The organism is Enterococcus sp. AMC1086, from assembly GCF_058216575.1.
On sequence record NZ_CM177100.1, the window covers coordinates 438,164 to 463,490 of the forward strand.

General features: G+C 35.9%; 21 protein-coding genes, 5 pseudogenes and 1 riboswitch. Of the genes and pseudogenes, 18 read left to right on the top strand and 8 right to left on the bottom strand.

What is annotated here, in order from left to right; all coding sequences use genetic code 11:
• Positions 1-213 precede the first annotated feature (213 nt).
• The 5 genes from AC4BC4_RS02215 to truA all read left to right on the top strand — a co-directional run bounded on the left by AC4BC4_RS02215 (position 214) and on the right by truA (position 4,867).
• On the top strand, positions 214-1,383 hold the full coding sequence (locus tag AC4BC4_RS02215) for a M20 family metallopeptidase (RefSeq protein ID WP_490476623.1): 1,170 nt from the start codon (positions 214-216) through the stop codon (positions 1,381-1,383).
• A gap of 239 nt (positions 1,384-1,622) precedes the next feature.
• A complete protein-coding gene (locus AC4BC4_RS02220; RefSeq protein WP_438757427.1) occupies positions 1,623-2,462 on the top strand; it encodes an energy-coupling factor ABC transporter ATP-binding protein in 840 nt (279 codons plus the stop codon).
• The gene (locus AC4BC4_RS02225; RefSeq protein WP_438757426.1) at positions 2,438-3,307 is read left to right on the top strand and encodes an energy-coupling factor ABC transporter ATP-binding protein; all 870 of its coding nucleotides are present in this window, start codon (positions 2,438-2,440) and stop codon (positions 3,305-3,307) included. The genes AC4BC4_RS02220 and AC4BC4_RS02225 overlap by 25 nt, the downstream gene beginning before the upstream one ends.
• A complete protein-coding gene (locus AC4BC4_RS02230; RefSeq protein ID WP_438757425.1) occupies positions 3,304-4,101 on the top strand; it encodes an energy-coupling factor transporter transmembrane component T family protein in 798 nt (265 codons plus the stop codon). Before AC4BC4_RS02225 ends, AC4BC4_RS02230 begins: the two co-directional genes overlap by 4 nt.
• Before the next feature lie 19 nt (positions 4,102-4,120).
• Positions 4,121-4,867, top strand: a complete 747-nt coding sequence (gene truA / locus AC4BC4_RS02235) for a tRNA pseudouridine(38-40) synthase TruA (RefSeq protein WP_490476624.1) — start codon at positions 4,121-4,123, stop codon at positions 4,865-4,867.
• Positions 4,868-5,019: 152 nt separating this feature from the next.
• Here the strand turns inward: truA and AC4BC4_RS02240 are convergent, their stop codons facing one another.
• Both AC4BC4_RS02240 and AC4BC4_RS02245 read right to left on the bottom strand, forming a co-directional pair.
• Complete coding sequence (locus tag AC4BC4_RS02240) at positions 5,020-6,345, bottom strand: PTS sugar transporter subunit IIC (RefSeq protein WP_438757423.1); 1,326 nt, start codon at positions 6,343-6,345, stop codon at positions 5,020-5,022.
• 5 nt (positions 6,346-6,350) lie between these two features.
• Complete coding sequence (locus AC4BC4_RS02245; RefSeq protein WP_438757422.1) at positions 6,351-7,733, bottom strand: glycoside hydrolase family 1 protein; 1,383 nt, start codon at positions 7,731-7,733, stop codon at positions 6,351-6,353.
• Between the two features lie 169 nt (positions 7,734-7,902).
• Between AC4BC4_RS02245 and AC4BC4_RS02250 the strand changes: the two genes are divergently transcribed.
• From AC4BC4_RS02250 to AC4BC4_RS02275, 6 genes and pseudogenes are all read left to right on the top strand, one after another.
• Positions 7,903-8,628: a GntR family transcriptional regulator gene (locus AC4BC4_RS02250; protein ID WP_490476625.1), complete on the top strand. Its 726-nt coding sequence runs from the start codon at positions 7,903-7,905 to the stop codon at positions 8,626-8,628.
• Positions 8,629-9,301: 673 nt separating this feature from the next.
• A pseudogene (locus AC4BC4_RS02255) lies at positions 9,302-9,729 on the top strand (AmiS/UreI family transporter).
• Positions 9,730-9,751: 22 nt separating this feature from the next.
• Positions 9,752-9,996: pseudogene (gene ureA, locus AC4BC4_RS02260) on the top strand (urease subunit gamma).
• Positions 9,993-10,085: pseudogene (locus tag AC4BC4_RS02265) on the top strand (urease accessory protein UreF); the annotation flags it as partial. The pseudogenes ureA and AC4BC4_RS02265, both read left to right, overlap by 4 nt.
• Positions 10,051-10,332 (top strand): annotated as a pseudogene (locus AC4BC4_RS02270) (GTP-binding protein); the annotation flags it as partial. The pseudogenes AC4BC4_RS02265 and AC4BC4_RS02270, both read left to right, overlap by 35 nt.
• 1 nt (position 10,333) lies before the next feature.
• Positions 10,334-10,657, top strand: coding sequence for a hypothetical protein (locus AC4BC4_RS02275; protein WP_490477337.1), 324 nt, complete (start codon positions 10,334-10,336; stop codon positions 10,655-10,657).
• 179 nt (positions 10,658-10,836) lie between these two features.
• Here AC4BC4_RS02275 and AC4BC4_RS02280 read toward each other — a convergent pair whose 3' ends face one another.
• The 3 genes from AC4BC4_RS02280 to AC4BC4_RS02290 all read right to left on the bottom strand — a co-directional run bounded on the left by AC4BC4_RS02280 (position 10,837) and on the right by AC4BC4_RS02290 (position 14,590).
• Entirely contained in the window at positions 10,837-12,345 is a 1,509-nt protein-coding gene (locus AC4BC4_RS02280) for a helix-turn-helix domain-containing protein (RefSeq protein WP_490477338.1), read from the bottom strand.
• A 288-nt stretch (positions 12,346-12,633) separates the two neighbouring features.
• Positions 12,634-13,986, bottom strand: a complete 1,353-nt coding sequence (gene brnQ / locus AC4BC4_RS02285) for a branched-chain amino acid transport system II carrier protein (protein WP_490476626.1) — start codon at positions 13,984-13,986, stop codon at positions 12,634-12,636.
• Positions 13,987-14,092: 106 nt separating this feature from the next.
• Positions 14,093-14,590 (bottom strand): GNAT family N-acetyltransferase, encoded by a 498-nt coding sequence (locus AC4BC4_RS02290; RefSeq protein WP_490476627.1) that lies wholly within the window; start codon positions 14,588-14,590, stop codon positions 14,093-14,095.
• Positions 14,591-14,869: 279 nt separating this feature from the next.
• Here AC4BC4_RS02290 and AC4BC4_RS02295 point away from each other — a divergent pair, with 279 nt between their 5' ends.
• The gene (locus AC4BC4_RS02295; protein ID WP_490476628.1) at positions 14,870-15,508 is read left to right on the top strand and encodes a histidine phosphatase family protein; all 639 of its coding nucleotides are present in this window, start codon (positions 14,870-14,872) and stop codon (positions 15,506-15,508) included.
• A 32-nt stretch (positions 15,509-15,540) separates the two neighbouring features.
• Positions 15,541-16,107, top strand: coding sequence for an LOG family protein (locus tag AC4BC4_RS02300; protein ID WP_438757403.1), 567 nt, complete (start codon positions 15,541-15,543; stop codon positions 16,105-16,107).
• A 116-nt stretch (positions 16,108-16,223) separates the two neighbouring features.
• Here the strand turns inward: AC4BC4_RS02300 and AC4BC4_RS02305 are convergent, their stop codons facing one another.
• Positions 16,224-16,967, bottom strand: a complete 744-nt coding sequence (locus AC4BC4_RS02305) for an amino acid ABC transporter ATP-binding protein (RefSeq protein ID WP_438757402.1) — start codon at positions 16,965-16,967, stop codon at positions 16,224-16,226.
• Between the two features lie 9 nt (positions 16,968-16,976).
• Entirely contained in the window at positions 16,977-18,569 is a 1,593-nt protein-coding gene (locus tag AC4BC4_RS02310; RefSeq protein WP_438757401.1) for an ABC transporter permease subunit, read from the bottom strand.
• A 150-nt stretch (positions 18,570-18,719) separates the two neighbouring features.
• Positions 18,720-18,891, bottom strand: a riboswitch (Lysine riboswitch).
• Positions 18,892-19,103: 212 nt separating this feature from the next.
• Here AC4BC4_RS02310 and AC4BC4_RS02315 point away from each other — a divergent pair.
• The 4 genes and pseudogenes from AC4BC4_RS02315 to AC4BC4_RS02330 form a co-directional block, all read left to right on the top strand.
• Positions 19,104-19,577: a MarR family winged helix-turn-helix transcriptional regulator gene (locus AC4BC4_RS02315; protein WP_490476629.1), complete on the top strand. Its 474-nt coding sequence runs from the start codon at positions 19,104-19,106 to the stop codon at positions 19,575-19,577.
• Between the two features lie 136 nt (positions 19,578-19,713).
• Positions 19,714-20,949 (top strand): MFS transporter, encoded by a 1,236-nt coding sequence (locus AC4BC4_RS02320; protein WP_490476630.1) that lies wholly within the window; start codon positions 19,714-19,716, stop codon positions 20,947-20,949.
• A 148-nt stretch (positions 20,950-21,097) separates the two neighbouring features.
• On the top strand, positions 21,098-21,274 hold the full coding sequence (locus AC4BC4_RS02325) for a hypothetical protein (RefSeq protein WP_490476631.1): 177 nt from the start codon (positions 21,098-21,100) through the stop codon (positions 21,272-21,274).
• A 139-nt stretch (positions 21,275-21,413) separates the two neighbouring features.
• A pseudogene (locus tag AC4BC4_RS02330) lies at positions 21,414-21,539 on the top strand (transposase); the annotation flags it as partial.
• Between the two features lie 643 nt (positions 21,540-22,182).
• On the opposite strand, the gene AC4BC4_RS02335 reads toward AC4BC4_RS02330, so the two are convergent.
• Positions 22,183-24,813, bottom strand: a complete 2,631-nt coding sequence (locus tag AC4BC4_RS02335) for an HAD-IC family P-type ATPase (protein ID WP_490476632.1) — start codon at positions 24,811-24,813, stop codon at positions 22,183-22,185.
• A gap of 182 nt (positions 24,814-24,995) precedes the next feature.
• Between AC4BC4_RS02335 and AC4BC4_RS02340 the strand changes: the two genes are divergently transcribed.
• On the top strand, positions 24,996-25,226 hold the full coding sequence (locus AC4BC4_RS02340) for a hypothetical protein (protein WP_490476633.1): 231 nt from the start codon (positions 24,996-24,998) through the stop codon (positions 25,224-25,226).
• Positions 25,227-25,327: the final 101 nt, after the last annotated feature.

The following is a 25,327-nucleotide window of genomic DNA, read 5'->3' on the forward strand; positions in this document are numbered from 1 at the left end:
GTTTGGTAGGGAAGCACTCATCATATAATAAGGTGTATTTTTTTGTCCTAAGAATTTTTCTTAGGGCTTTTTTGTTTTGATAGGTTATTGCATCTGAGAGTGCTTTTTAGTATGCTTTCATTAATCAGAATATTCAGATATTGCTAATGACTATTTTTAATATTGAAGATGTTGCGTGATGTATTATTAACTTTATAGAAATGAGGGAATAAAATGATCAAATTAAAAGCATTAGTTCAAAAGTATAAAGAAGAAATGATCGATTTTAGGAGAGATCTGCATCAACATCCGGAATTACAATTTGAAGAATTCAGAACAACGGAAAAAATTGCTGAAGCGTTAGATAAAATCGGTATTCCTTATCGTAAGACTGAACCTACAGGAATCATTGCAGAACTTACTGGGGCTATGAAGGGAAAGACAGTTGCTTTACGTGCAGATATGGATGCTTTACCTGTTCAAGAACTGAATGACAGCATCTCTTACAAATCATTAGAAGAAGGGAAAATGCACGCATGCGGTCATGATGCTCACACAGCTATGCTATTGACTGCTGCCAAAGCGTTAAAAGAAGTTCAAGCAGAGATCAAAGGAACCGTTCGTTTCATTTTTCAACCATCTGAAGAAAATGCTCAGGGGGCCAAAGCAATGGTTGCACAAGGAGCGGTAGAAGGGGTAGATGATGTTTTCGGAATTCATATTTGGTCACAGATGCTTTCTGGGACAGCATCTTGTGTTGTAGGCTCATCATTTGCTTCAGCAGATATTTTTTCGATTGAGTTTAAAGGACGAGGTGGACATGGTGCAATGCCAGATGCTTGTATAGATGCAGCAGTGATCGCTTCTTCATTTGTTATGAATGTACAGTCAGTCGTTTCTAGAGAAACCAATCCGTTAGATCCAGTTGTAGTGACAGTAGGTAAAATGGATGTCGGGACACGTTTCAATGTGATTGCTGAAAATGCTGGTTTAGAAGGGACTGTACGTTGTTTTAGTATTGAGACGCGTAATCGTGTAGAAAAGGCATTAAAACGTTATGCGGAGCAAACAGCTACAATGTATGGCGGTACTGCGGTGCTTGATTATAATTATGGGACAATACCTGTGATCAATGATGAAGAAGATGCTTTATTTGCGCAGTCGATCATCAAAGAAAATTTTGGTGAATCAGCGTTGATCCAAGAACCGCCAACAACTGGAGGAGAAGACTTCAGTTACTTTACAGAGAACACATCTGGTTGCTTTGCTTTGGTCGGCTGTGGAAATCCAAAAAAAGATACACAGTGGGCCCATCATCATGGCCGTTTCAATGTAGATGAGGATGCAATGGAAATCGGTGCAGAGCTATATGCTCAGTATGCTTTTGACTATTTAAATAAATAATAAGTGCCACAGAGATAGTAAAAAAATGAAAGAAAACTTATTTGGTTTCCTTTCGTTTTTTTACTATTCTAAATAATTTATTGGATTATAAAAAAAGTTTCTGTCTTGACAGATAAGAATACACATAAATGAACTTATTTTGTTATAATAGAGAATAGTGCAAAGATAAGAATAGATGATTGAAAAAACACTGATTTTTTGTTAGTGTTAGGAAGACTAAATAATTGAGGGAGTACGCGATGCAACCGATAATTGAATTAAAAAATATCAACTTTAACTATCAACCAGAAGATGCTTCTCCCGCTTTGAAAGATGTATCTTTTTCCATCGAACAAGGTGAGTGGATTGCGATTATTGGACATAATGGGTCAGGGAAATCAACGCTGGCTAAAACAATCAACGGCTTGTTGCTACCAGCATCAGGTAGTATTTCGGTAGGTGGAAAAGAACTAAATGAAACTAATGTTTGGGATATTCGTAAGATGGTCGGAATGGTTTTTCAAAATCCTGATAATCAGTTTGTTGGCTCAACCGTAGAAGATGATGTCGCATTTGGCTTAGAGAACCAAGGGATTCCACGAGATGAAATGCTTATGAGAGTCAAAGACGCATTAGAGAAAGTCCGAATGAGTCCGTTTGCTACACGTGAACCAGCTCGTTTGTCTGGTGGACAAAAACAAAGGGTAGCGATTGCAGGAGTGGTCGCTTTACGTCCAGATATTATTATTTTAGATGAAGCTACGAGTATGCTTGATCCTGAAGGACGGGAAGAGGTCATTACAACAATCAAAAAAATCAAAGAAGAAAGTAACTTGACAGTTATTTCAATTACTCATGATATTGATGAAGCGGCGAATGCAAATCGAATCTTAGTAATGAAACAAGGGGAACTGGTTAGTGAAGGGACACCAGAGAAAATATTCTCAGCGGGGACTGAATTAATCCAGATGGGCTTAGATTTACCTTTTCCTGAAAAGCTAAAAATTGCTTTAAAAGAACGTGGCATTGATGTGCCAGATGAATATTTGACTGAAGAAAGGATGGTGGATTGGTTATGGACATCCGTTTTGAACAAGTAGATTTTACGTACCAACCCAATACACCATTTGAACAACGGGCATTATTTGATTTAAATTTGACGATAGAAGATGGTTCTTATACAGCGATTGTAGGGCATACTGGTAGTGGCAAGTCCACGTTGTTGCAGCACTTGAATGCGTTAGTAAAACCAACAAAAGGAACTGTAACGATCGGGGAGCGAAAAATCGTTCCTGAAACCAACAATAAAAATTTAAAGCCGATCCGTAAAAAAGTCGGTATTGTATTTCAATTTCCTGAAGCTCAATTATTTGAGGAAACAGTAGCAAAAGATATTGCATTTGGTCCAAAGAATTTTGGTATAGCAGGAGAAGAAGCAGATAGATTAGCTGCTGAAATGCTTGGTTTAGTTGGATTAGAGGCTAGTTATTTAGAACGTTCTCCTTTTGAATTATCTGGTGGACAAATGCGTCGTGTAGCGATTGCTGGTGTTTTGGCGATGGAACCGGAAGTATTGGTTTTGGATGAACCTACAGCAGGACTTGATCCACAAGGACGCAAAGAAATGATGGAGATGTTTCAACGTCTGCACGAAGAGCGTGGGATGACGATCGTTTTAGTCACACACTTAATGGATGATGTGGCTAATTATGCTGATCATGTACTTGTACTAGAAAAAGGTAAAATCGTAAAATCTGGAACACCGCAAGATGTATTTCAAGATATTGATTGGTTGAAAGAAAAACAATTAGGCGTTCCAACCGCGGCGATGTTTGCCGAGAAGCTGATGGCTAAAGGGATTTCCTTTGAAGAATTACCATTAACGGCAGATAGGTTAGCAGATGACCTATTAAAAGGCTTAAAAAAGGCAGGTGAGGACCTGTGATGAACAAATTGATTTTTGGACGTTATATTCCAGGAGATTCATTTATTCATACAATGGACCCAAGAGCGAAGTTAATTGCGAGTTTTTATTTTATCGGGATTATCTTTTTAGCGAATAATTGGCAAACATATGGCGTGTTAGCTATTTTTACATTATTTGCTATTTTTCTCTCTAAAGTAAATATTCGTTTCTTTATTCGTGGGATCAGGCCGCTGATTTGGCTGATTTTATTCACAGTTGCTTTACAGATGTTATTTACTCAAGGTGGAGAAGTTTACTTTAGTTGGGGAATTTTTACGATCACTGAGTTTGGGGTCATCAATGGTTTGTTTATTTTTTGTCGTTTTGTGTTGATTATTTTCATGTCCACACTATTGACGTTGACAACACCGCCGCTCGATCTATCAGATGCGATCGAATATCTGTTACGTCCACTAAAAGTTGTTCGTTTCCCTGTCCACGAAGTTTCATTAATGTTATCGATCGCTTTGCGTTTTGTCCCAACATTGATGGATGAAACGGAAAAAATCATGAATGCTCAACGTGCTCGTGGGGTAGATTTTGGTGAAGGGAACTTGATTCAGAAAATGAAAGCTGTAGTCCCACTGTTGATTCCGTTGTTTGTTAGTAGTTTTAATCGAGCAGAAGATTTAGCAATTGCGATGGAAGCTCGTGGTTACCAAGGTGGCGACGGACGAACAAAATATCGAATTCTTCATTGGCATATGAAAGATACGGTCGTGATGCTTGCATTTGCCGTATTAACAGTCGTGTTGATTTTTATAAGAAGTTAGAAGTAAAGGTGGAAAAGAAATGCCACGCTATAAAGCAATAATTGCGTATGATGGAACGAATTTCAATGGATTTCAAGCTCAGCCAAATGGACGAACGGTACAAGAAGAAGTTGAAAAAACACTGAAAAAAATGAATAATGGTAAAACAATCACGATTTTTGGTTCAGGTCGGACGGATGCGGGTGTTCATGCAAAAGGACAGGTTATTCATTTTGACTACCCACAGGAGAAAGAACTTGAGAAAATGCGTTATGCATTAGATACTCAAACACCTGAAGATATTGCTGTAAAAAAGGTGGAAATCGTTTCAGATGATTTTCATGCTCGTTATCATGTGGTTGAAAAGACCTATCAATTTCGAGTAGATATCGGGAAACCAAGAAGTCCCTTTAAACGTTTTTATGCTAGTTATTTTCCTTATGAAGTAGATACGGAAAAAATTCAGAACGCATTAACGGACCTAGTTGGAACACATGATTTTACGTCGTTTTGTGCTTCTGGAACTGAGATCGATGATAAGGTTCGAACAATTCATGAAGCAAGTCTTGTAGTGAATGAAGAGCAAGATGAATTGATTTTTACCTTTCGTGGAGATGGTTTTTTGTACAAGATGATTCGAATTTTAGTAGGAACTTTGCTCAAAATGGGAAATGGACGAATGGATGAAACGCTGATTCCCGAAATTATCAAAGCGAAAGATCGTAATTTAGCAGGTCCGACCGCTCATCCAGAAGGATTGTATTTGGTCGAAGTGAAATATGAATAATAGAAAAAAGAGCGTGGGGCAAAACGAAAGACCAGTTTTGTTTCACGCTCTAAATCTGACTAAATGGCGAGAAAAAAGCAGCTCCTTCTTATTTTCGGAGCTAAATGATTTTATCTCGGCCGTATTTGCTAATTATGAGTCAGAGTGAAAAATTATTGATTGTCGTTTTCTGCAAGTAATTGTGCCGCTTGCGCTCTGGACACTCGTTCGGAAATTTTCAAGAATGGAAGATAGAAAAATAGGGTTACTATCAGAATGATTATTTGTAAAAACGCGACTTTCCAATCACCAGAACTAGCAAGAAAACCGCTAATAATCGGTGGTGTTGTCCAAGGGACTAATACAGAGAGTGGTTTAACAAAGCCAATTGCCGTAGCAAAATACCCAATTAAAGCACCGATTACTGGACTAAAAATAAAAGGAATCATCATTGGAATATTAAAGACAATGGGTAACCCAAAAATAATTGGTTCATTTATTTCAAAAATACTTGGTGCAACAGATAAGCTAACCACATCCTTGTAGGGTTTATATTTAACAAATAAAATGACTGCAAGGATCAACGCCATAGTACCACCTGTTCCGCCCATTTGACTATAAACGGTAATAAACGAACTATTGATAATATGAGGGGCTTCTTTTCCTTCGTTGATAGCCGCCATATTTTCATTCATATTGACTAATAAAAGTGGATCAAGTAACGAACCATTGATGACTGTTTGATGAATTCCTAAGGTAAATAAGAAATTGCCTGTAGTGTAAATCAGTAAAAATCCTAAAAGTGACGTGTTGACTTTTCTTAGAGGTTCTTGAATTAAAGTTGAGATCAATGTAATAAGGTCAGTATCAAAAAGAACAATTAAAATCGTTGAAATGACAGCGAACAAACTGAGTGTGATAAGTGAGGGAAGCAATGAACTGAAACTACGACCAACAGCTGGTGGTACTTGATCACCTAAATTGATCTGTAATTTTTTGATAGAAGAGATTCTCATATATAACTCAGTTGCAAGCAAACCGATAATAATTCCAGAAAACATTCCTTGTGTGCCTAAATTACCATAAGTTAGAATTCCGTCAATAGTGACAGCTGTTTCTGAACCGATCGGGGTTACAGTGTAAGTCATCGCCATCATGATAACTAAGGTAGATGTAGCGACAGCAGTGGCAGAAATTGGGTTATTAAAGTTTTTATTTTTTGCGAGATAATAGGCAATCATTGGTGCAATCAATAATCCAGCAATATTTAATGTGCCATTAGTGATCACATTTCCAAAAGTTTGTAACTTAGATAAAGTATCGTCTTTAAAAGCAAAAGGAAACAAAACATTATTTACTAAAACTGCTAAACCAGCTAAGATAAACATCGGCATAATGGTGGTAAAGGCATCTCGCAAAGAACGAAGATGCACTTGATTTCCAATTTTGATAGAGACTTCTGTGAATTTATCTAAAAAACTTCTTTTGTTTCTGTCCATAACGACTACTCCCCTTTACTGTAAATGATCTCCCCATTAGTAGCTATCACTTGTTTAAACCAATCGTAACTTTTTTTAGGTACACGTTTCATATCTAGTAAATCATGGTTTGTCCGATTGACATAGACGAGTCCGTATCGCTTGCGCATATCCCCTTGAGAACTTAAGATATCGATCAAGCCCCAGCCAAGATAACCAATAACGTCTACGCCATCAATAATCATAGCATCATACATTGCTTTTAAGTGGTCATGATGATAGTCGATTCGGTAATCGTCTTGGATTGGATTTATGCCATCCCATTCTTCTTGAACCCCGATCCCATTTTCGATAGGAAAGACAGGTAAACGATAGCGTTGGTACATTTTATTTAAAACATCTCTAAAGCCAAGTGGATCGATCTGCCAATTCCATTCGGTGGTACTGATGTTAGGATTATCTTCTTTAGCATAATCAAGGAAAAAGTTTGGAGGGGTTCCAATTGGAATTTTATCCCCATTAAGAGTCGTTGATGCATAATAACTGAAACTTAAAAAATCATTTTTTTGCTTTCCAATATCTTCTAACTCACCAGGCAGAATCCCCATATCGACTTGATTATTTTTTACAAAGGTCATCATTTCATGAGAATATACACCTTTAGTATAGGCATCAAGCAACGTGTAATTGACAAATTCATCCCATTTTCTAGCAGCTAAAATATCTTTTGGATTGCTTGTAGCAGGATAGACTTCGGAGTAAGCTAGCATGCCGCCAATTTTAGCATCCGTTGTTTCATGAATGTAATTAGCAATTCGAGCATGCGCGGTCATTACGTTGTGTAGAATTTTATAAAGATCATCAATCGTTCGTTCTCCTTTTACGTAACCGCTAATTTTGAATGCTTCTGAAACATGGTACAAATTTTGTTCATTAAAGACGATCCAATACTTAACTTTGTTGGCAAAGCGGTCGATCATTTCTTTTCCATAACGAACAAAAGCATGCAATACCTCTTTACTCATTAAGCCGTTGTATTTTTCTGCTAGATGTAAGGGCATATCAAAATGATACAAACAAATCATAGGTTCAATACCACGAGCCAATAAGCCATCGATTAAACGTTCATAATAAGCAATGCCTTCTTCGTTGAACGCACCATCACCATCTTTGACCACACGGCTCCATGAAATCTGAAAACGATACATATTCATGCCTAAATCTTTGATGTAATCTAAGTCTTCATCAAAATGGTGGAAGTTATCGTTGGCATAATGCCAGTCACTGGCAAATTCAGATGCTTCACGGATATCATAAACGGATAAGCTTTTTCCGCCTTCATTCCATCCTCCTTCCGTTTGCATACTTGAAACAGAGTTTCCCCAAAAAAAATTCTTAGTAGGTTTCATAATGATTCTCCTATTTTGATTTTATAGTAAACGTTTACAAACAGAGTTTACAACATAAAAATTTAAATGTAAAGTCATTTATTATAAAATGAACAACATTTAAAGGAGTTGATAATGCATATAATCCGTTTTATAATAAATGAAAGAAAAATGAATGTGAGGATTTGTCATGTCAAGATACAAAGAAGTTGCAGATGATATTCGTGCAAAAATCATTAGTGGTTTTTATAACAGCGAAAAGTCAATGCCGGAGCAAGTAGTGTTGGCCAAAGAATATAAAACAAGTCGAATGACGATACAAAAAGCATTGGAGATTTTGAGAATCGAAGGCTTAGTATATAGTCGTCGCGGTTCCGGAACATTCGTGAGGAAAAATGCTCGCACATTGTCAGAACTTGATAGTAAAGCGGATATCTATAATGGCGTGACCAAACATTTAGGTTTAAAAGGAAAAATAACGAGTAAAATTATTTCCTTTTCAATTCGTTTTCCTAATGAAATGGAATGCGAAAAACTAATGATTGATCCCTCAAAACCAGTTTATGATATTATTCGTCTACGTTATTTTAAAGGAGAACCTTTGCTGTTGGAGTATACGATCATGCCAATTAAAGTTATCACAGGTATCACAGAAAAAGTATTGTATCACTCGATATATAGTCATATTGAAGACGTATTAGGTTTGGGCATTGGGGTTGCTAATCGTAGAATTCATGCAGATCGACCAAATGAAAATGATAAAAAATATTTGGAATGTGAAGAAATTGACCCAATCTTGGAAGTTGATCAAGTCGTATTTTTAGATTCAGGTGTTCCGTTTGAATATTCGCAAACACGCCATAGATACGATAAAGGTGATATCGTTGTCGTGAATTTAAATGCAAAACGAGAATAAAAGTTAGAATGTAATTTAATGAAATAGCTGATAGCGTAATTCCAACTATTTTCATTGAGATTAGAGACTGGTTTTTATCGACAACCTACTGGAGTATCTAGTACAAATCAGCTAGCTGTTCTTCATCGTAGAACAAATCTCAGAAGTAACGCGATAGTTCTAATTATTTTTTCTAGGTAATAAAGAGAGCTGATCTCAAATAGTTAGCCGCTCATACCTAAGAATTGTCTATAGTTGAAGTGAAATATGGATAAAGAATATTAAATAAACAAATTTTACTAAATAGAACTGAGATACAGGGACAAAAATCTGTGTTTTAGTCCTTTTTTTATAACAAAATTTATGAAAAAAGAATAAAAGAATGATATTGTTTGTAAATGAGGATATTTAAGAGTAGAATACATGTTATATAAAGGCTTTTTGTTGACAAAATGAAATAAACATATAAATAAAAGATTTATTCTATTTTTGTGTAAGGTTAATACTTTAGATTTTAGTTATTTTTAACTCATAATTAGTTGTTTCTAGGATGGAATTAGGTTTTAGTCTGTTTTTTTAATATAAATCAAAAACTCTTTAAATAATGTTGATCAAGTATTTTTGGATATCCTTTTTTGTAAGCGGATTATATAAAGTGTATATAATTTTTTTAGTTATTTTACTGTATGTAGGAATGGTATTGATGAGTAACGGGCTATATCGGCTTCAAGGAACCAAAGATGAATCCATCGTGGTCATGAATCTATTTAAAGGCGGATTACGTTTAATTTTAAATTTGGTGGTACTATCTATGGAATAGTTGCTAGTAAAGATTCGTCTGGGTTCTATGCAAGTGCGACGGGGGTATTATTTGCGTTCACTTATCTTTATACAGCAATCAACGCTATTCCAGCAGGAATATTATGTTTTTATGGATATGGTGGCAATGCATTATATGGAATAATTTGGTTTCTCTGGGGAATTCTATGGTTTACAGGATTTCTTGAAAATACACTGGGAAAAAATTTAGGGAAATTTGTAGGTTATCTATTAGTCGGTGAAGGAATTGTTACAGCTTGGATTCCAGGATTCCTGATGCTGCTTGATTTATGGCCTAAATAAAAAGAAGAGGGGAGCACTTAATATGCAGTTGACAACAAGAGAACAAAAAAAATGATGATCAGTTTAGCGGCCATGATTGCCCAAAGAAGAAAAGACAAAAAAATTAAATTAAACCCTCCTGAAAGTGTGGCACTAATTACCGATTTAGTTTTAGAGGGAGCACGTGAGGGAAAAACAGTCTCGGAATTAATGAATGAGGGAAGAAATCTTTTAATAAAAAATGATGTTATGGAAGGTATTTCTGAAATGATTCTGATGATCCAATAGACGCTTCGTATCTAGGTGCAAATGTCCCTGGAATCGAATTATCACAAATTAATCATGAGACACAGATTTTTAGACTTTTTATGTCATAGGGAGAAAATAATAGATGAAAAAAAAGTAATAATTGATGTCGATGGACCTGTTGGATCAAGAAAAACGCTACTTATTGAACGCTTAGTGAGACAAATGAATGAGGAGTTGAATGTTGCTGTAATCACAAATGATATCTATACAAAAGAAGATGTGAAATTTTTGTGTGATAACTCTGTACTAAGTGAAGATCGTATTATAGGTGTAAAAACAGGAAGTTGTCCGCATACTGCAATCCGCGAAGATGCATATTTGTAATCTTGCTGTTGATTTTCGTAAGAAAAAAGGCTGGGATGATGCATTAGATGTGTGGGGTGTTCATGGTGTCGGAGGATTTACTGGAACTATTTTGATTGGTATTTTTGGAACCGGCGCTTCATTGGTAACATCCGAGGGCTTAAAGGCACTACTTGTTCAAATTTTAGGGGTCTGTTTCGTTGCCGCTTATGCATTCATTGTGACTAGACTTATTTTGATTGCTGCATCAAAAGTAACCAGAATAGAAACAACAAAAGAAGAACAAGAAAAAGGATTGGACGTAGCATTTTTTCATGAGACTACTTATGATGAGTAAGCTTCATATTATCTAGTTAGTCGAGAGTGAGACAAAAGTATTTTTAACTTTTGCCTCACTCTTTTTTTATACAATCTGGATCCTTTTTTATAAAGTATTTCTTCCTACTAAAAAAATCAGAATAATATACAATATTGGGTGAAATAAAGGGTATCTCATACTAGTTCAGTGCTGATTCTTTATTCTGTGATACTATTTTTTTTATCAACAACCTGCTGGACTGTGCGGTACAGGTCAGCTAGATTTTCTTCGTTATAAGACAAATCCCAGAAATAAAGCGGTAATTCTGGATATTTTTTTCTAGGTAATAAAGAAGAACTAACGACCAAATCATATTGTTCATTCAATTCTTCTTGATAATGAGAGACATCAACAAAATCTAAATCATTTAAAAACTGATAAATCCTTCTGACCAAAAGAAAATTATGTTCAAAAGCAATACCGATTTTTAAATGCTCAGAATGCTTTGGTTTATCATAAATAGGAAGTAATACAGCTTTGAACATGGTAACGACCGACGCTTTAATTGTATAAATAAATTTATACTCTTTTTCTTTTGCTTTTTCATCAAAAAAAGCTTGAATTTTTATTTCCAGAAGTTCGTCTAGTTTTTTCCTTTTACGCGGTAATTCTATCAATTTTTGAAGATTTGGAAGAGGTTGGCGCAAGACATAAAAAGCAAAGGTAATGTTCAGCAAATTTCCAATCACATTTGGTTTATCGAGCAATTCCGGTTCTTTTTTAAAGACATTGAGCTTAGCATACGCTAAAAATTCTTGGACTAATTCATAGACAGGATTCGGTCTAGAAGAAAAGTCATGGAGCGTTTGAATTAATGAAGGATCATCATCTAACGTATAAAAAGGTGAATAGTGAGCTAAGAAAAAGATGAAGCTACTTTCTCCTTTACTATACTTAGAAGGTAATGCTTGAATTGGACTAAGCTCTTTGTTCAGTCGTTCAAAATCATAGTACGGATTATTCATCATTAAGAAGTTATAACGTTCATCATAAAGAACAAAAAATTTTTTCCGAGTACGGCAAAGAAAGATTGCTGCAAAATACGTCAGCTCTTTGGCACCCAAATAGGTTCTGGACAATGGGAAATATTCAGAAAATGCATGGACAAGTTTTTCAGCGTCTTCAAGGGCAACGCTTTTAAAAGGCCAAACGGTTCCTCGTGTTCCTAGCCATAAAATATCAAAAAGCGCGATCCTGACAGCGCGCTCGTCACCAGACAAGTTTGCTTCAGTATATGTAAAGCGTAAATTAAATTGTTTTACATGTTTTTTTAAGGGTAGGATCTTTCTGGAAACTGTTGAGCGACTCACGTAATAACGTTGACAAAAATCATCTATACTTGGAGAATCATGATTTAAAAAATAAAGAATAAATTGAAACGGAACCGATTTTTTTAGTAGATAATACCGATATTCATCAATCATTACCAGCATTTTTGTACTGTCGATCTTTCCTGCTTTTTGCAAAATTGATGGGTGAGTAGAAATCACTTTAACTAAATCATTATTGATTTCATTTATGATAATAAATGTCTGCTGATAATTTAAAAAGAGTTCTTCAGATAACTGGGTAATAGAGATATCTGGTTGATTGATTTGTGTAATACGCTTGAATACTTTAAACTTTGTAAGCATTCCTGAATCCATCATCAATTCCTCATATAACATTTTAATCACTTCCTTGCCCCTATTCTACTGTACTTTATGGACACTTGTCAGCTAAGACGATAGTCGATGAATATTTAGTGATGCATACTTAACAAAAAGATATTTTTTTGTGAAATTGAACAAAGGATAAAAGAGCGTAAACATTATTTCTTATTTGGATTAAAAAAATAAAATCATGAACTTATTTAAAAAAAAGGAGTGAGACAAAAGTAAAATCTACTTTTATCTCACTCCTCAAATATGAATGATGGAAGCACAAGCAACCACCTCTGTCCGAGCCTATGGCGATTAGCTAGGAACAGCTTCTTTTTTGACCTTCGTCCAAATCAAACCAATCACAAAGCCAATTATTGCAGGGACGACCCATCCCATACCAATCGTAAATAAAGGCAAATAATGTTCAGCAGCCTTTAAAATAGTTGTAACGAGACCATTTGATTTGATGAACTCAGGTGAGCTGTTTAAAGCATCAAGTAAGGCTGCAAATAATGTCACATAAGTCGTCATTTGATAGACTTCCTTGCGATGATGAAAGAGTGGGCTGATGATGACTAGAATCATCAAGGTCATCGCTAAAGGATAGAGAAACATTAAGACAGGAATTGAAAATTGAATAATATTCGTTAAGCCAACATTGGCAAACAGACAAGGTAAAATACTGGCTGCTGCAATGTAAAAACCATAAGAACGTTTGGGAAAAAGCTCACTGAACGTTTCAGAACAAGCCGTGATTAACCCAATTGCTGTTTTCAAACAGGCTAAAATAACAATAAATGCCAGTAAAATACTACCTAAATTACCTAAATAGTAGTTTGCGATTTGAGCTAAAGCAATTCCACCATTTTCACTAAGAGGAAATTTACCCAAACTCATTGTCCCCATGTAAGATAACAAGGTATAGATGATACCCATTAAAATAATACTGATCGCACCAGATTTGATGGTATCTTTCGCAATATCATTTGGTTTTTCTACACCCATTCCTCGAATCGTCGAAACAATGATGATCCCAAATGCTAGAGAAGCTAGTGCATCTAATGTATTGTAACCTTCAGTAAAGCCCTTAAAAAAAGGATTGGCTGCATAAGTCTCAGTCACTGGGGCAGATGAGATAGACCCGAGTGGTGTAAGAAAAGCCAGTAGAATCAAAATTGCTAACAAAAATAGAAATAATGGATTTAAAAATTTTCCTACATAACCTAATAATTTAGTAGGTTTACGTGAAAAAGCCCAAGCAACCAAAAAGAACAGCGCTGAAAAAATTGCTAAAATCAAGGTATACTGATCACTTGGGATAAAAGGAGCTAAACCAATCTCAAAAGACGTTGTTGCCAGACGAGGTAAGGCAAAAAAAGGACCAATCGTCAGATATAACAATACTGTAAATAAAACTGCATAACGTCGATTAATACGAGTTGCCAAATCAAAAACACCATTACTTTTGGAAATACCGATAGCGATCACACCTAAAAAGGGTAAACCAATACCTGTAATCAAAAAGCCGAGATTAGCCAGAAAAATACTAGCTCCAGCCTCTTGTCCCATATGAACAGGAAAAATCAGATTCCCTGCTCCAAAAAATAAACCAAATAGCATGGAACCTACATAAAGGTAATCACGCCATGATAATTTCTTTGTCACACTTCAACACTCCTTAAATTTTGTCCTTAATAAAAATAACAGAATAAGAAGACTACAGCAAGCGAATTTTCAGAAAAAATGAAAGGTTTTTTGAAAATATTGAAAATCACTGAGATTGATTAGTGAAAAAGGCAAATTGATAATCATCACAAAATGCACCATTGATAAAAAATTCATCTTTGAATAACGCTTCTTGAATAAACCCATTTTTACGGTAAAACTGAATCGCCTTCGTGTTTGGCCCCATGACGCGCAAAGAAATTTTATGAATCCCTTCTGTCACTGCAACTTCCTTTAAATAATCTAATAATTGCCGCCCAATACCGAATGACTGACTATTCGGATGAACGCCGATACCAAACATCCATTGTTTTTTATGAGAGAGCAGAGGCGTTGGATGATGAACATCAACAAAACCATGAACAGTATCTCCTTCTACTGCGACAAAAATGATTCGTCCGTCGATTTTCTCTTTATATTCATCAACAGATTTATAATAATGAAGTACTGGAGAATTTTCATTTGTCCAAATCGTATTTTCAATCTCAAGTAATGCAGGAAGATCACGTTCTTCCATTGAGCGAATCCTGATTTTCTTTTCCATTATATCCCATCTTTCTTAAATCTAATTTAGTGAACTTTTTAGTTTGTGTGTAAGAGCGATCAAAATAGCTTAAAAGAAGTACCACATTGATCTGCTAAATTAAAATACACAGACAAAAATTGATTGTGTATCCTAACAAACCCTGACAGTCTCTTTTGTTATGGTATCATAGAGAAGACTAAAATGAAAAATACTTTAGTGTTCCTAAAGTAAAGAGGCTCTATTTGTAGTATCATAATCAAGTATAAAGACGCTTAAAAAATGAAGGGATGGAAAAAAATGACCACATTTTATTTTGTTAGACACGGTAAAACTGAGTTGAATTTAAGTTTACGATTTCAAGGAGGAGACATTGATTCACCCTTGTTGCCGATAGGAATCGAACAAGCGATTCAAGCCGGACGTTATCTTTGTGATCTATCATTTGATGCAGCTTTTGTTAGTACTCAAAAAAGAGCAATGGACACAGCAAATTACATCCTAAAAGAAAATAATTTTTTGGATGGTTTAACGCTTAAGTATTATGACAACTTAAGAGAAATTAAATTTGGCAAACGTGAAGGTGCTGAAATCGATCATACAGATGAGCAAACGAGTCATTTGCGCCAACGGCCAGACTTATATGATCCAGTAGCTTTTGGCGGTGAGACCATCGATTCTTTAGTGGCACGTTCAACTCAGACGATAGAAAAGATTAGTGAAGAATATCCGGATGGAAAAATATTGATCGTAGCGCATGGGGTTTTATTAATTACGCTGATCAATTCACTAGTGGGAAAAGAAAAAGCTAAATGGCGTGAAGGTGGACCGCTGGCCAATACAAGTATTACGATTTTACAAAAAGAATACAAGCAAAAAAACTATACAATAAAATCGTTTAATGATATATCGTATCAAACAAAAAATGAAGAAGCATAAAAAATTATTTAATGAGCGTAGGTGGGAATTTTATGAAAAAAATGGCAGTTTATTGCGGCGCAAGTTTAGGAAACAAGACGATTTATCAGGAGCAAACAAAAGAATTAGGCCAATGGATGAGTCAAAATGGTTATGACCTTGTTTACGGTGGAGGGAATGTCGGCTTAATGGGAATTTTGGCTGATACGGTTATTGAAAAGGGCGGAAAAGTGATCGGTATAATGCCGTCGTTTTTATTAGAGCGAGAGTTAGCACATCAACATATCACTGAGATGCATGAAGTAAGGGATATGCATGAACGCAAACGTAAGATGATCGATTTAGCAGACTGTTACTTAGCATTACCTGGTGGACCGGGAACGCTAGAGGAAATATCAGAAGTTGTTTCATGGGGGCGAGTTGGGGAACACCAAAATCCGTGTATCTTTTTTAATGTCGATGGGTATTATGATTTATTAGCGGATTTCTTTGATAAAATGGTCGCAGATGGATTTTTAACACAGACTGATCGAGAGAAGGTTTTCTTTTCGAATTCGTTAGAGGAAATTCAACAATTTATTGATACGTATACACCACCAACGATTAGAAAATATAAATAAACAAAGGGTGTGAGACAAAAGCCAAAATCACTTTTGTTTCACACCCTAAATACAAATAAACAGTTAAAACAAAAGTAATTCTTCTGGAGATATGCTTCTGTCCTAGTCACTGTTACTTATGATTTTGACAAAATACGGTGTAAAAATTCTTTCGTCCGTTCTTCTTTTGGATGAACAAAGATATCATCAGATGTACCTTCTTCAGCAATCACACCTTTATCCATAAAAATTACACGGTCAGAAACTTCTTTTGCAAATTCCATTTCATGCGTTACGATGACCATGGTAAGTCCTGTATTCGCTAAATCTTTCATTGTCTTTAATACCTCACCGACCATTTCAGGATCAAGTGCCGAGGTTGGTTCATCAAAAAGCATTACATCAGGATTCATTGAAAGGGCACGAGCGATTGCGACACGTTGTTTTTGTCCACCAGAAAGTTGCGATGGCTTCGCATCGATGAAACGTTCCATCCCAACTTTTTCAAGATTTTCTAAAGCAATTTTTCGTGCCTCTTCTTTCCCGCGTTTTAAAACAGTAAGTTGTCCAGATGTACAATTTTCTAAAACATTCATATTATTAAACAGATTGAACGATTGGAAGACCATGCCTAAATTAGTTCGATATTTCGGCAAGTTATAGCCACGTTCTAAAACATTCTCACCTTTATAGATAATTTTACCGCCAGTTGGCTTTTCCAGTAAGTTGATGCAACGTAAAAGAGTCGATTTACCCGAACCAGAAGAGCCGATGATCGTCACGACTTCTCCTTTATTTACCGTCACGTTGATATCTTTTAACACTTCATTTTCACCAAAGCTTTTTCTTAAATGTTCGACTTCAATAATTTGGTTCATCATCATCACCTCTTAGCTTTCTTTTATATTATCTGTTTCTTCTAGTTTCACATAAGCAGAAGGACCGTCCATTTTCTTCTCAACGACACGTAAAATACGCGTAATCGCATACGTCATGATCAAATACATGACTCCAACGATCGTAAATGTTTGAAAGAATTGGAAGTTCGCGCCAGATGCGGAATTTCCCTGGAAGAATAAATCAGCTACACCGATAACACTTAATACAGCAGTATCTTTAATATTGATGACAAATTCATTTCCGGTCGCTGGTAAAATATTACGTAATACTTGAGGAACAACGACTTTACGCATTGTTTGACCATGTGTCATCCCGATTGCTTGGGCCGCTTCAAATTGTCCTTGGTCGACAGCAAAAATTCCGCCACGAACGATTTCAGACATATAAGCCCCTGTATTGATTGAAACAATAAACAATGCAGCAACTGTCCGATCCAGAGAAATTCCAAAAGCCAAAGCCAAACCATAGAAGATAACCATCGCTTGTACCATCATTGGCGTACCACGGAATACTTCAATATAAATAGAAAGCAAGCCATTACCCAATTTCTGGAAGAAGCGTGTTACTTTATTTTCAGATTCTGGAATCGTACGGACAACACCAATCAACAGTCCTAAGGTTGTTCCCACAACCGTTCCGATCAATGCGATAAATAAAGTTAAACCTGCACCACGGATAAACATCCCGCCGTATTGATTCCAAATAGTTTTGTAATCATTTAAAAGACCCGATTTTTCATTGTCGCTTGTTTCAGCAGCTGGTTGATCTTTGACTGCTTGATCCATGATTTTTGTTCGCTCTTCTGAAGAAATACCAGATAAAATCTGATTGACTTTGCTGATTTCGGGGTCAGCTTTTCGCATTCCGACTGCGATTTGAACATCTTCAGCATTTGTTTGGAAGCCATTTTCCTTAGAAAATTCAAGCATTTCCAAGTCTTTGTTGACACTTGTTGCAGTTACACCTTCAGGACGTTCACTGACATAACCGTCGATCATGCCAGATGCTAAGGCCGTTCTCATTGCAGAAAAATTATCCATTGCTTGCTGTTTATTCACACCAGGAATTTGGTCGATTACACTATAATGGAACGTATTTAACTGTGCTGTGATTTTCGCACCAGATAAATCTTTTAAATTTTTAGCCTCTGCAAACTGTCCATTTTTTTGAACGACAACTACCAATTGTGATTCATAGTAAGGGTCAGTAAAATCAATTTCTTTTCGGCGCTCTGCGGTTGGACTCATACCAGCAATGATGGCATCGATTTTTCCAGATTGTAGAGCAGGTGCTAAGCCATCCCATTTTGTTTGAACGATAACGAGTTTTTTATCCAGTCCATCCGCAATTTTTTTGGCGATTTGGACATCATATCCTCCTGCATAAGAAGAATTTCCTTGAATGGGGACAGCGCCATTTGCGTCTGTTTTTTGTGACCAGTTAAATGGGGCATAACCTGCCTCCATACCGACACGGAATTCACCATTTGCGCCTGTTCCTTCTGCTTGGCTCAACAATGGAGCGCAGAAAATACTAAATATAACTGCAAACAGTAAGCCAAGTGAAAATGATTTTTTGTTCATATTATTCTTCCTTTCTTTTAAATCACTGAATTTGTGCTACTATAATTTGGTTTAAAGAGCTTTGAAGAAGAGCGTTGAATTGCTCTTCTTCGCACAAAAAAGCAACCATACAAATATGCATGGTTGCCTACTATCGTCAGGTACTCTCAACAAAAACATAGCGCAACTTAGCATCACTACTAAGACAGTCCACAAGTTTTTCACTTGCGGCCCAACACATAACAGGGAGGCTATTATGTATTTCGGCGATTTTTCCTAGACTTATTTCGACGTGTCCTCTCACTCCATAAGCTTAATAAAAAACGCAACCTCTACCTCGATTTGAGGTACTATTTAATTATCAGATTCAAGTTCATAGTGTACGTTATTTGACTAAAAAAGTCAATATTTGGCTTAGTTAGATTAAGCATTTTCTAACGCTAAGTGAGACAGAGGACAGGGGCGAGTTTTTTTTAAAAAACTGAATATTGTTGTAAAAGAAACAAAAAATCATTATACTAGAATAAATGATTCAATGGTAAAGGGAGATAGGCTATGAATAAAAAAGAACAGACAACAATGGAATTCAGAACGTTATTTAATAAGCTATCTTGGTTGAATAAACAAAAAATGGAACAAGCGCTTAAAGAATATAAACCTTCCGAAGTTCATTGTATCGAATCAATTGGCAAAACGACAGATCCCAATGTGACCCAACTTGCGGAATCCTTGTATATGACAAGAGGTGCTATCAGCAAGATAACGAAAAAGCTTCTAAAAAAAGACTTGATTGAGCGTTATCAAAAACCTGAAAATAAAAAAGAAATCTATTTTCGGCTTACGCAGCAAGGTCAGCAGGTTTTTGATCTTCATGAAAAACTTCATGAAGAGTTTCAAGAACGTGATAAAGTGGTTTTTGAAGATGTTACACAAGAACAATTTGATGACATGCTTCGTTTTATAGGAAAATATAGTGAACACTTAGACGAAGAAATGAGGAAACAAGGAATCAATATCAAGTCAGAATAAAAATAATAGTATTCAAAGAGGATGAGATAAAAGCGATTTTTACTTTTGTCTCATCTTTTTTTGTTGACATGGAAACAAATTAAAGGTAAAGTGTATATGTTTCCGAGGAAACTAAAAAGTTTAAGGAGAACTATTCATGTCAAAGTTAAAATCACAAAATAAAATAGCAGCGGGACCATCCACAGATAAACATGCGTTACTCTTTGGTCTAATCTCTGTATTTCTAATCGGAATAGGGTTTAGCATCATAACTCCTGTCATCCCGTTTTTAGTCCAACCATATATCATCAATCCAAATAATCAAGCAATTGTCGTTACACTTTTGATTTCAGTATATGCCTTTTGTATGTTCTTTTCAGCTCCAATTCTTGGCGCATTGAGCGATAGATTTGGGCGACGACCGTTGCTGTTATTCAGTCTTTTAGGAGCTGCAATCGGATTCTTGGTTTTTGGGATCGGCGGTTCTTTATGGGTGTTATTTGCTGGCCGGATCATTGAAGGAATAACAGGAGGAAGCATCAGTACGATTTTTGCTTACTTTGCCGATATCACACCCAAAGAACAGCGAACCAAATACTTTGGCTGGGCCAGTGCGATCACGGGTGTCGGTTCTGTTATGGGGCCTGCATTAGGTGGGGGATTAGCAGCAAAATTTGGTTATGCTGCGCCATTGTATTTTGGTGCAATCATCACGTTATTGAATGTGGTTTATGGCTACTTTTTTATGCCGGAAAGTCTTCATAAGGATAATCGTTTAAAAGAAATTACCCCATCAAGATTAAATCCATTTATCCAACTATTTAATGTATTATCGATGAAGAATTTAAATCGTTTGCTTATTTCAGCTTTCTTACTTTGGATTCCAAGCGGTTCATTACAAGCTATTTTGTCCCAATTTACAATCGATACATTTCATTGGAAACCTGCTCTGATCGGTCTGGTATTTTCAATTATGGGGATTCAGGATATTATTTCTCAAGGATTTATTATGCCAGGGCTTTTACGTAAACTAAGTGATAAACAAATCGTTATTTTAGGAATGAGTTCTGAAATTATTGGATATGGGTTGATCGGTGCCTCCGCAATTTTTTCTTTCTATCTATTTTTCATCGTCGGGATGTTTATCTTCGGTTTTGGTGATTCAGTCTTTGGTCCAGCGTTCAATGGAATGGTCTCAAAATCTGCTGATTCGAGTGAGCAAGGCCGCGTCCAAGGTGGGAGCCAATCGATTCAGTCATTAGCAAGAATCATTGGTCCAATAATCGGGGGACAGCTTTATGTAATGCTAGGAGCTGCTGCACCTGCTTTTATGGGGATAATTCTGCTAATGGCTGCAATAGCTGTTTTAGTTAAGAAAAAGGCAGCCGTATAAATTTAACTATTAAGTAGACCTACTTTTTCCTTGTGGTAAACTAATAGAGAGTTAGGCTCGATCGAAAAAGGAGTTTTGAAGAAAGTAGGGAGGAGTTGGTATTATAAAATTTAAAAAGATAACAAAAACAGCGGTATTATTGCCGTTTTTGATTTTTGCAGCAACATTTATTTATGGACTCTTAAAAGTTGATTTTTCAGGAAACACACCGAACCAGCCTTATGGATTGATTTATTCGTTTGTTGTACTACCATTTGTTTTTATCGGTTACATCGCTGCTTTTGTAGTAATGGAAGAAAACAAGGTGTCTATACAAATCATATAAAAGAAACCTTAGATATTCTAGACTTAAACATCACTGTTATTAAAAATTGCTTAAAAAGGAAGAATCTGTCAGGTCTTCTCAGGTCTACTTGATTATTCAGTTCATCCTTATCCTCATTGTCCATCGGAAGATAAAGTGGCCATTAGAATGTTTAAATAACTCTATTAAAGTGTTGAAAAGAAATGCTTATGGGTTTCTTAACTTTTACAATTTCATGTTGAAAATTTCTTTATGCTTTGGATTTTTTTTTACCATTCAATTCTGAATTTCTAACAAATATTCTGTGTGTAACTTTTCCGTCTTAAATTATCCACTAAAAACGTCCTGAAACACCATTTTGACCCTCTTGAATTTGATATAATTTAGCATTATCTAAATCTGTTACTTCAGCTAAACCAGTATAATTATCAATATAGAATGTTTAGACTTGAAATTTACGCGAAGAAAATGATCCTACCACAAAAATCAATCGTTTTTTTCATCAATGCTTCTTTTCTAAAATCGAATGAAGAACAATAAAAAGAGACTAGAATAAACAATTATTTACGAAAAAATTGCTTCTGGGTTCAATTTTTATACGAACTTAGGGTGTGAAACAAAAATGAATTTTATTTTTGTCTCACACCCTAAATACGAATATACGCTGGGGGCATATGTCCCCTTTTTTGGGAGATAAGCTGAAAATAATCTATTTATCTTTTTATGACACGATCTGTTTTGTCTATAGATTGACCCAGCAATCTGTATAGGCTGAATGGAGAACTATGGTAGTATTCCAGTCCAGTAACACCAGATCGTAAGCACCAATTAGTAAACGCTATTTACAAAATAATTGATTTAAAAGGAGAAACTAGTGCTTACTGCTTAGATATACTAGCTATAAATATATTTTGAGTACCTTTGTCTGTTTAATTAAAAAATCGACGTGTGAGAAATTTTTCAATTTCTACAACAATAAACACGGCGATACCTGACAATAACGCTAATCGAATGTATGACCAGCTAATGGCAGTCGTTCCAAGTGCAATATGCATTGGTGTAGTGAAAATCAACAATAGTTGTAGTAATAATAGAATCAGTAATGACAACCACAACACTTTATTCGAAAGAATGCTTTTATTGATCGAGAAGCGATGAATCTCGCGACAATTGATCATGTAAAATACTTGCCCTAAAACGAGGGTAGTAATCAGTGTTGTTTGCATTGCCTCTGTACTAGAACCTTGATTAGCTAAATAACCGTTAATTAAAAACCCTAGTGAAGCTAACAAGATGGACACATAGAAAATACGGAAGACAGCATAGCGACTCAAGATATTTTCTTTCGGATCACGCGGGGAGCGGGTCATGCCATTTTTTTCTAAAGGTTCGAAACCTAAGGCAAAAGACAAGGTAATAGTTGTTACCATGTTTAACCAAAGAATTTGAACAGAAGTCAACGGTAAAGGTGTGTCCATCAATAATGATACGACAACCAGTAAACCTTGAGCAAAGGCTGTTGGCAATGAAAAATAAATTGTTTTCTTTAAATTGTCATACACTCTGCGTCCTTCTTTGACCGCGCTAGTGATTGTTGCAAAATTATCATCGGCTAAAACCATGTCAGCTGCGTCTTTTGTTACTTGAGTTCCTTTGATTCCCATGGCGATTCCGATATCGGCTTGTTTTAACGCTGGAGCATCATTGACACCATCCCCTGTCATTCCAACAATCAAACCATTTTTTTGAATCGCTTCGACTAATCGTAGCTTATGTTCAGGTGTGGTTCGTGCATAAACATCTGTTTCTAAAACCACGTCAGCTAATTCTTCATCAGATAATTGTTCAATATCTTTTCCGACTAGCGCTTGTGCGTAGTTTTCAATACCGATTTCTTTAGCAATTGCCATCGCAGTATCTTTATGGTCACCTGTAATCATTTTTACAGAAATTCCAGCTGTTCGACTGATCCTTACAGCATCAATCGCTTCTTTTTTAGGCGGATCCATGATGCCGAAAAGTCCAATGAGTGTCATTTCTTCTAGTAGATCACTATGCGTAAGAGTCTCTTTGTCATTTGCTACTTCTTTAAAAGCGGTAGCTAAAATCCTTTGACCTTGTTTGGCATGGATGCTGATTTGATTGAGCCAGTAGTTTTCATCAAAAGGAACATTGACCGAATTATCTAATTGATACTGAACCATTTTCAGTAATACATCTGGTGCACCTTTTAAATAGATAAAACGTTTTTCTTCAATCTCGACAAGCGTAGCCATATATTTGTAAGCAGAGTCAAAAGGAATCTTATTGATATCATGCTCATCTTCCACAAGTGCCATATGATTTGCCCAATCTAACAAAGCGCCCTCAGTAGGATTTCCGATTACTTCACGTTGCCCATTTTTGTAGGAAATTTTTGTATCGTTACAATACAAGGCAGATTCAATCATCTTTCTCAAAGAAAAATCTTTTTCCGCTTTGTTCAGGTAGGCAGCATCACTACTACTTTCTTCCACATTGATACTTTCCGTAGAAGTAATCACAGCGACGACTTCCATTTCATTTTTTGTCAAAGTACCTGTTTTATCCGAACAGATTACAGCCATACTTCCTAGCGTTTCAACGGCAGGCATTTTTTTGATGATTGCTTTTTGTTTGGCCATTCGTGTAACACCAACAGATAGAATAATCGATAGGACAGCCGGTAAACCTTCAGGGACCGCAGAAACAGCTAAAGCAATCATTGAAGAGAGCAGCTCTTGGCCGGATAGATCTCTAAAGAATAAACTAAAAACGACTAGAAAAACGATTAAAGCAGTTAGAATGAAAAAGATTTGTTTATTCAAAAGAGTCATTTTTTTAATTAAAGGCGTTTCATTATCACCAACGTTTTTAAGATGTTGACTGATTTTTCCGATTTCAGTGTTATCTCCGATTGTGACAACGATCCCTTTTCCTGACCCACTGTTGACTAAAGTACCAGAGTAAACCATATTTGTTCGATCACCAAGATCGACTTCTTCTTTGATCGGGGCACTCGTTTTTTCGACAGGTGTTGATTCACCAGTCAAAATCGCTTCTTCAACAACTAAATTATACGATTCGATCACTCTAAGGTCAGCCGGAATAATGTCACCCGGATTTAAATAGACAATATCACCAGGTACTAAGGTTTCAGCTGGGACAGTCTCTTTTACATTGTCACTTAAAATAATCGCTTCAGTGCCCATCATAGAGTTTAAACTATCTAACGAGTTTGAAGCTTTCGCTTCTTGAACAAAACCAATAATCGAATTAATGATGACCACCAGTAAAATGATGGACATGTCAATATAGTCTCCGCTGATTCCTTTGAGTATCGCTGAAACAATCAATACGTAGATCAGTAAATCATGAAAGTGACTAAAGAATTTTTTGAGATTACTATCTTGCTCTTCCGTCGAGAGCGCATTACTTCCCTCTGAAGCATGACGCTTCTGTCTTTCTTTTGGGCTAAGTCCATGCAACGTTGTTTGTAAGGTTTTTGTCAGTTCTTCTGTAGATATTCCATACCATTTCATAAAAAACCTCCTTTTTATATTGTTTATATTTATTAGTTATCAGTATCTTATTGAAATTTTAACAAAAAATATCGAAATATGCATTGAATATGATAGTTACACCTGAATATATGAATCAAATAATAGCGTTACTTGCTAGATCACTAAGAATAAGTCCTTTAAACACAATAAGAAAGTTAGAGATGAGAAAAATATCGCCTTTTTTTAATTTAAAAAAAGGCGGAAAAAACAATAGAATCAAACGATATGGAATCACTTTACAACAATCTGAAAAAAGAAAAGAAGACTATATGTTTACTGGTCAAATTGTCATACGACTACCTGAATTAGTCACTCACTGCCCAACAGAGGCCGATCAATTTGTTTGGTTTTCTGGTGGTATTTTATTTTGGCTGATTCATTGGAGATTATAGCGTAAAGTGCATGGAAAACGTGGAATCAGTAAATTAGAACAAAAAATCATCCGTACTCTAGGAGACTACGAAGCTAGTTTTAAGAATGAATATTGTGTTTT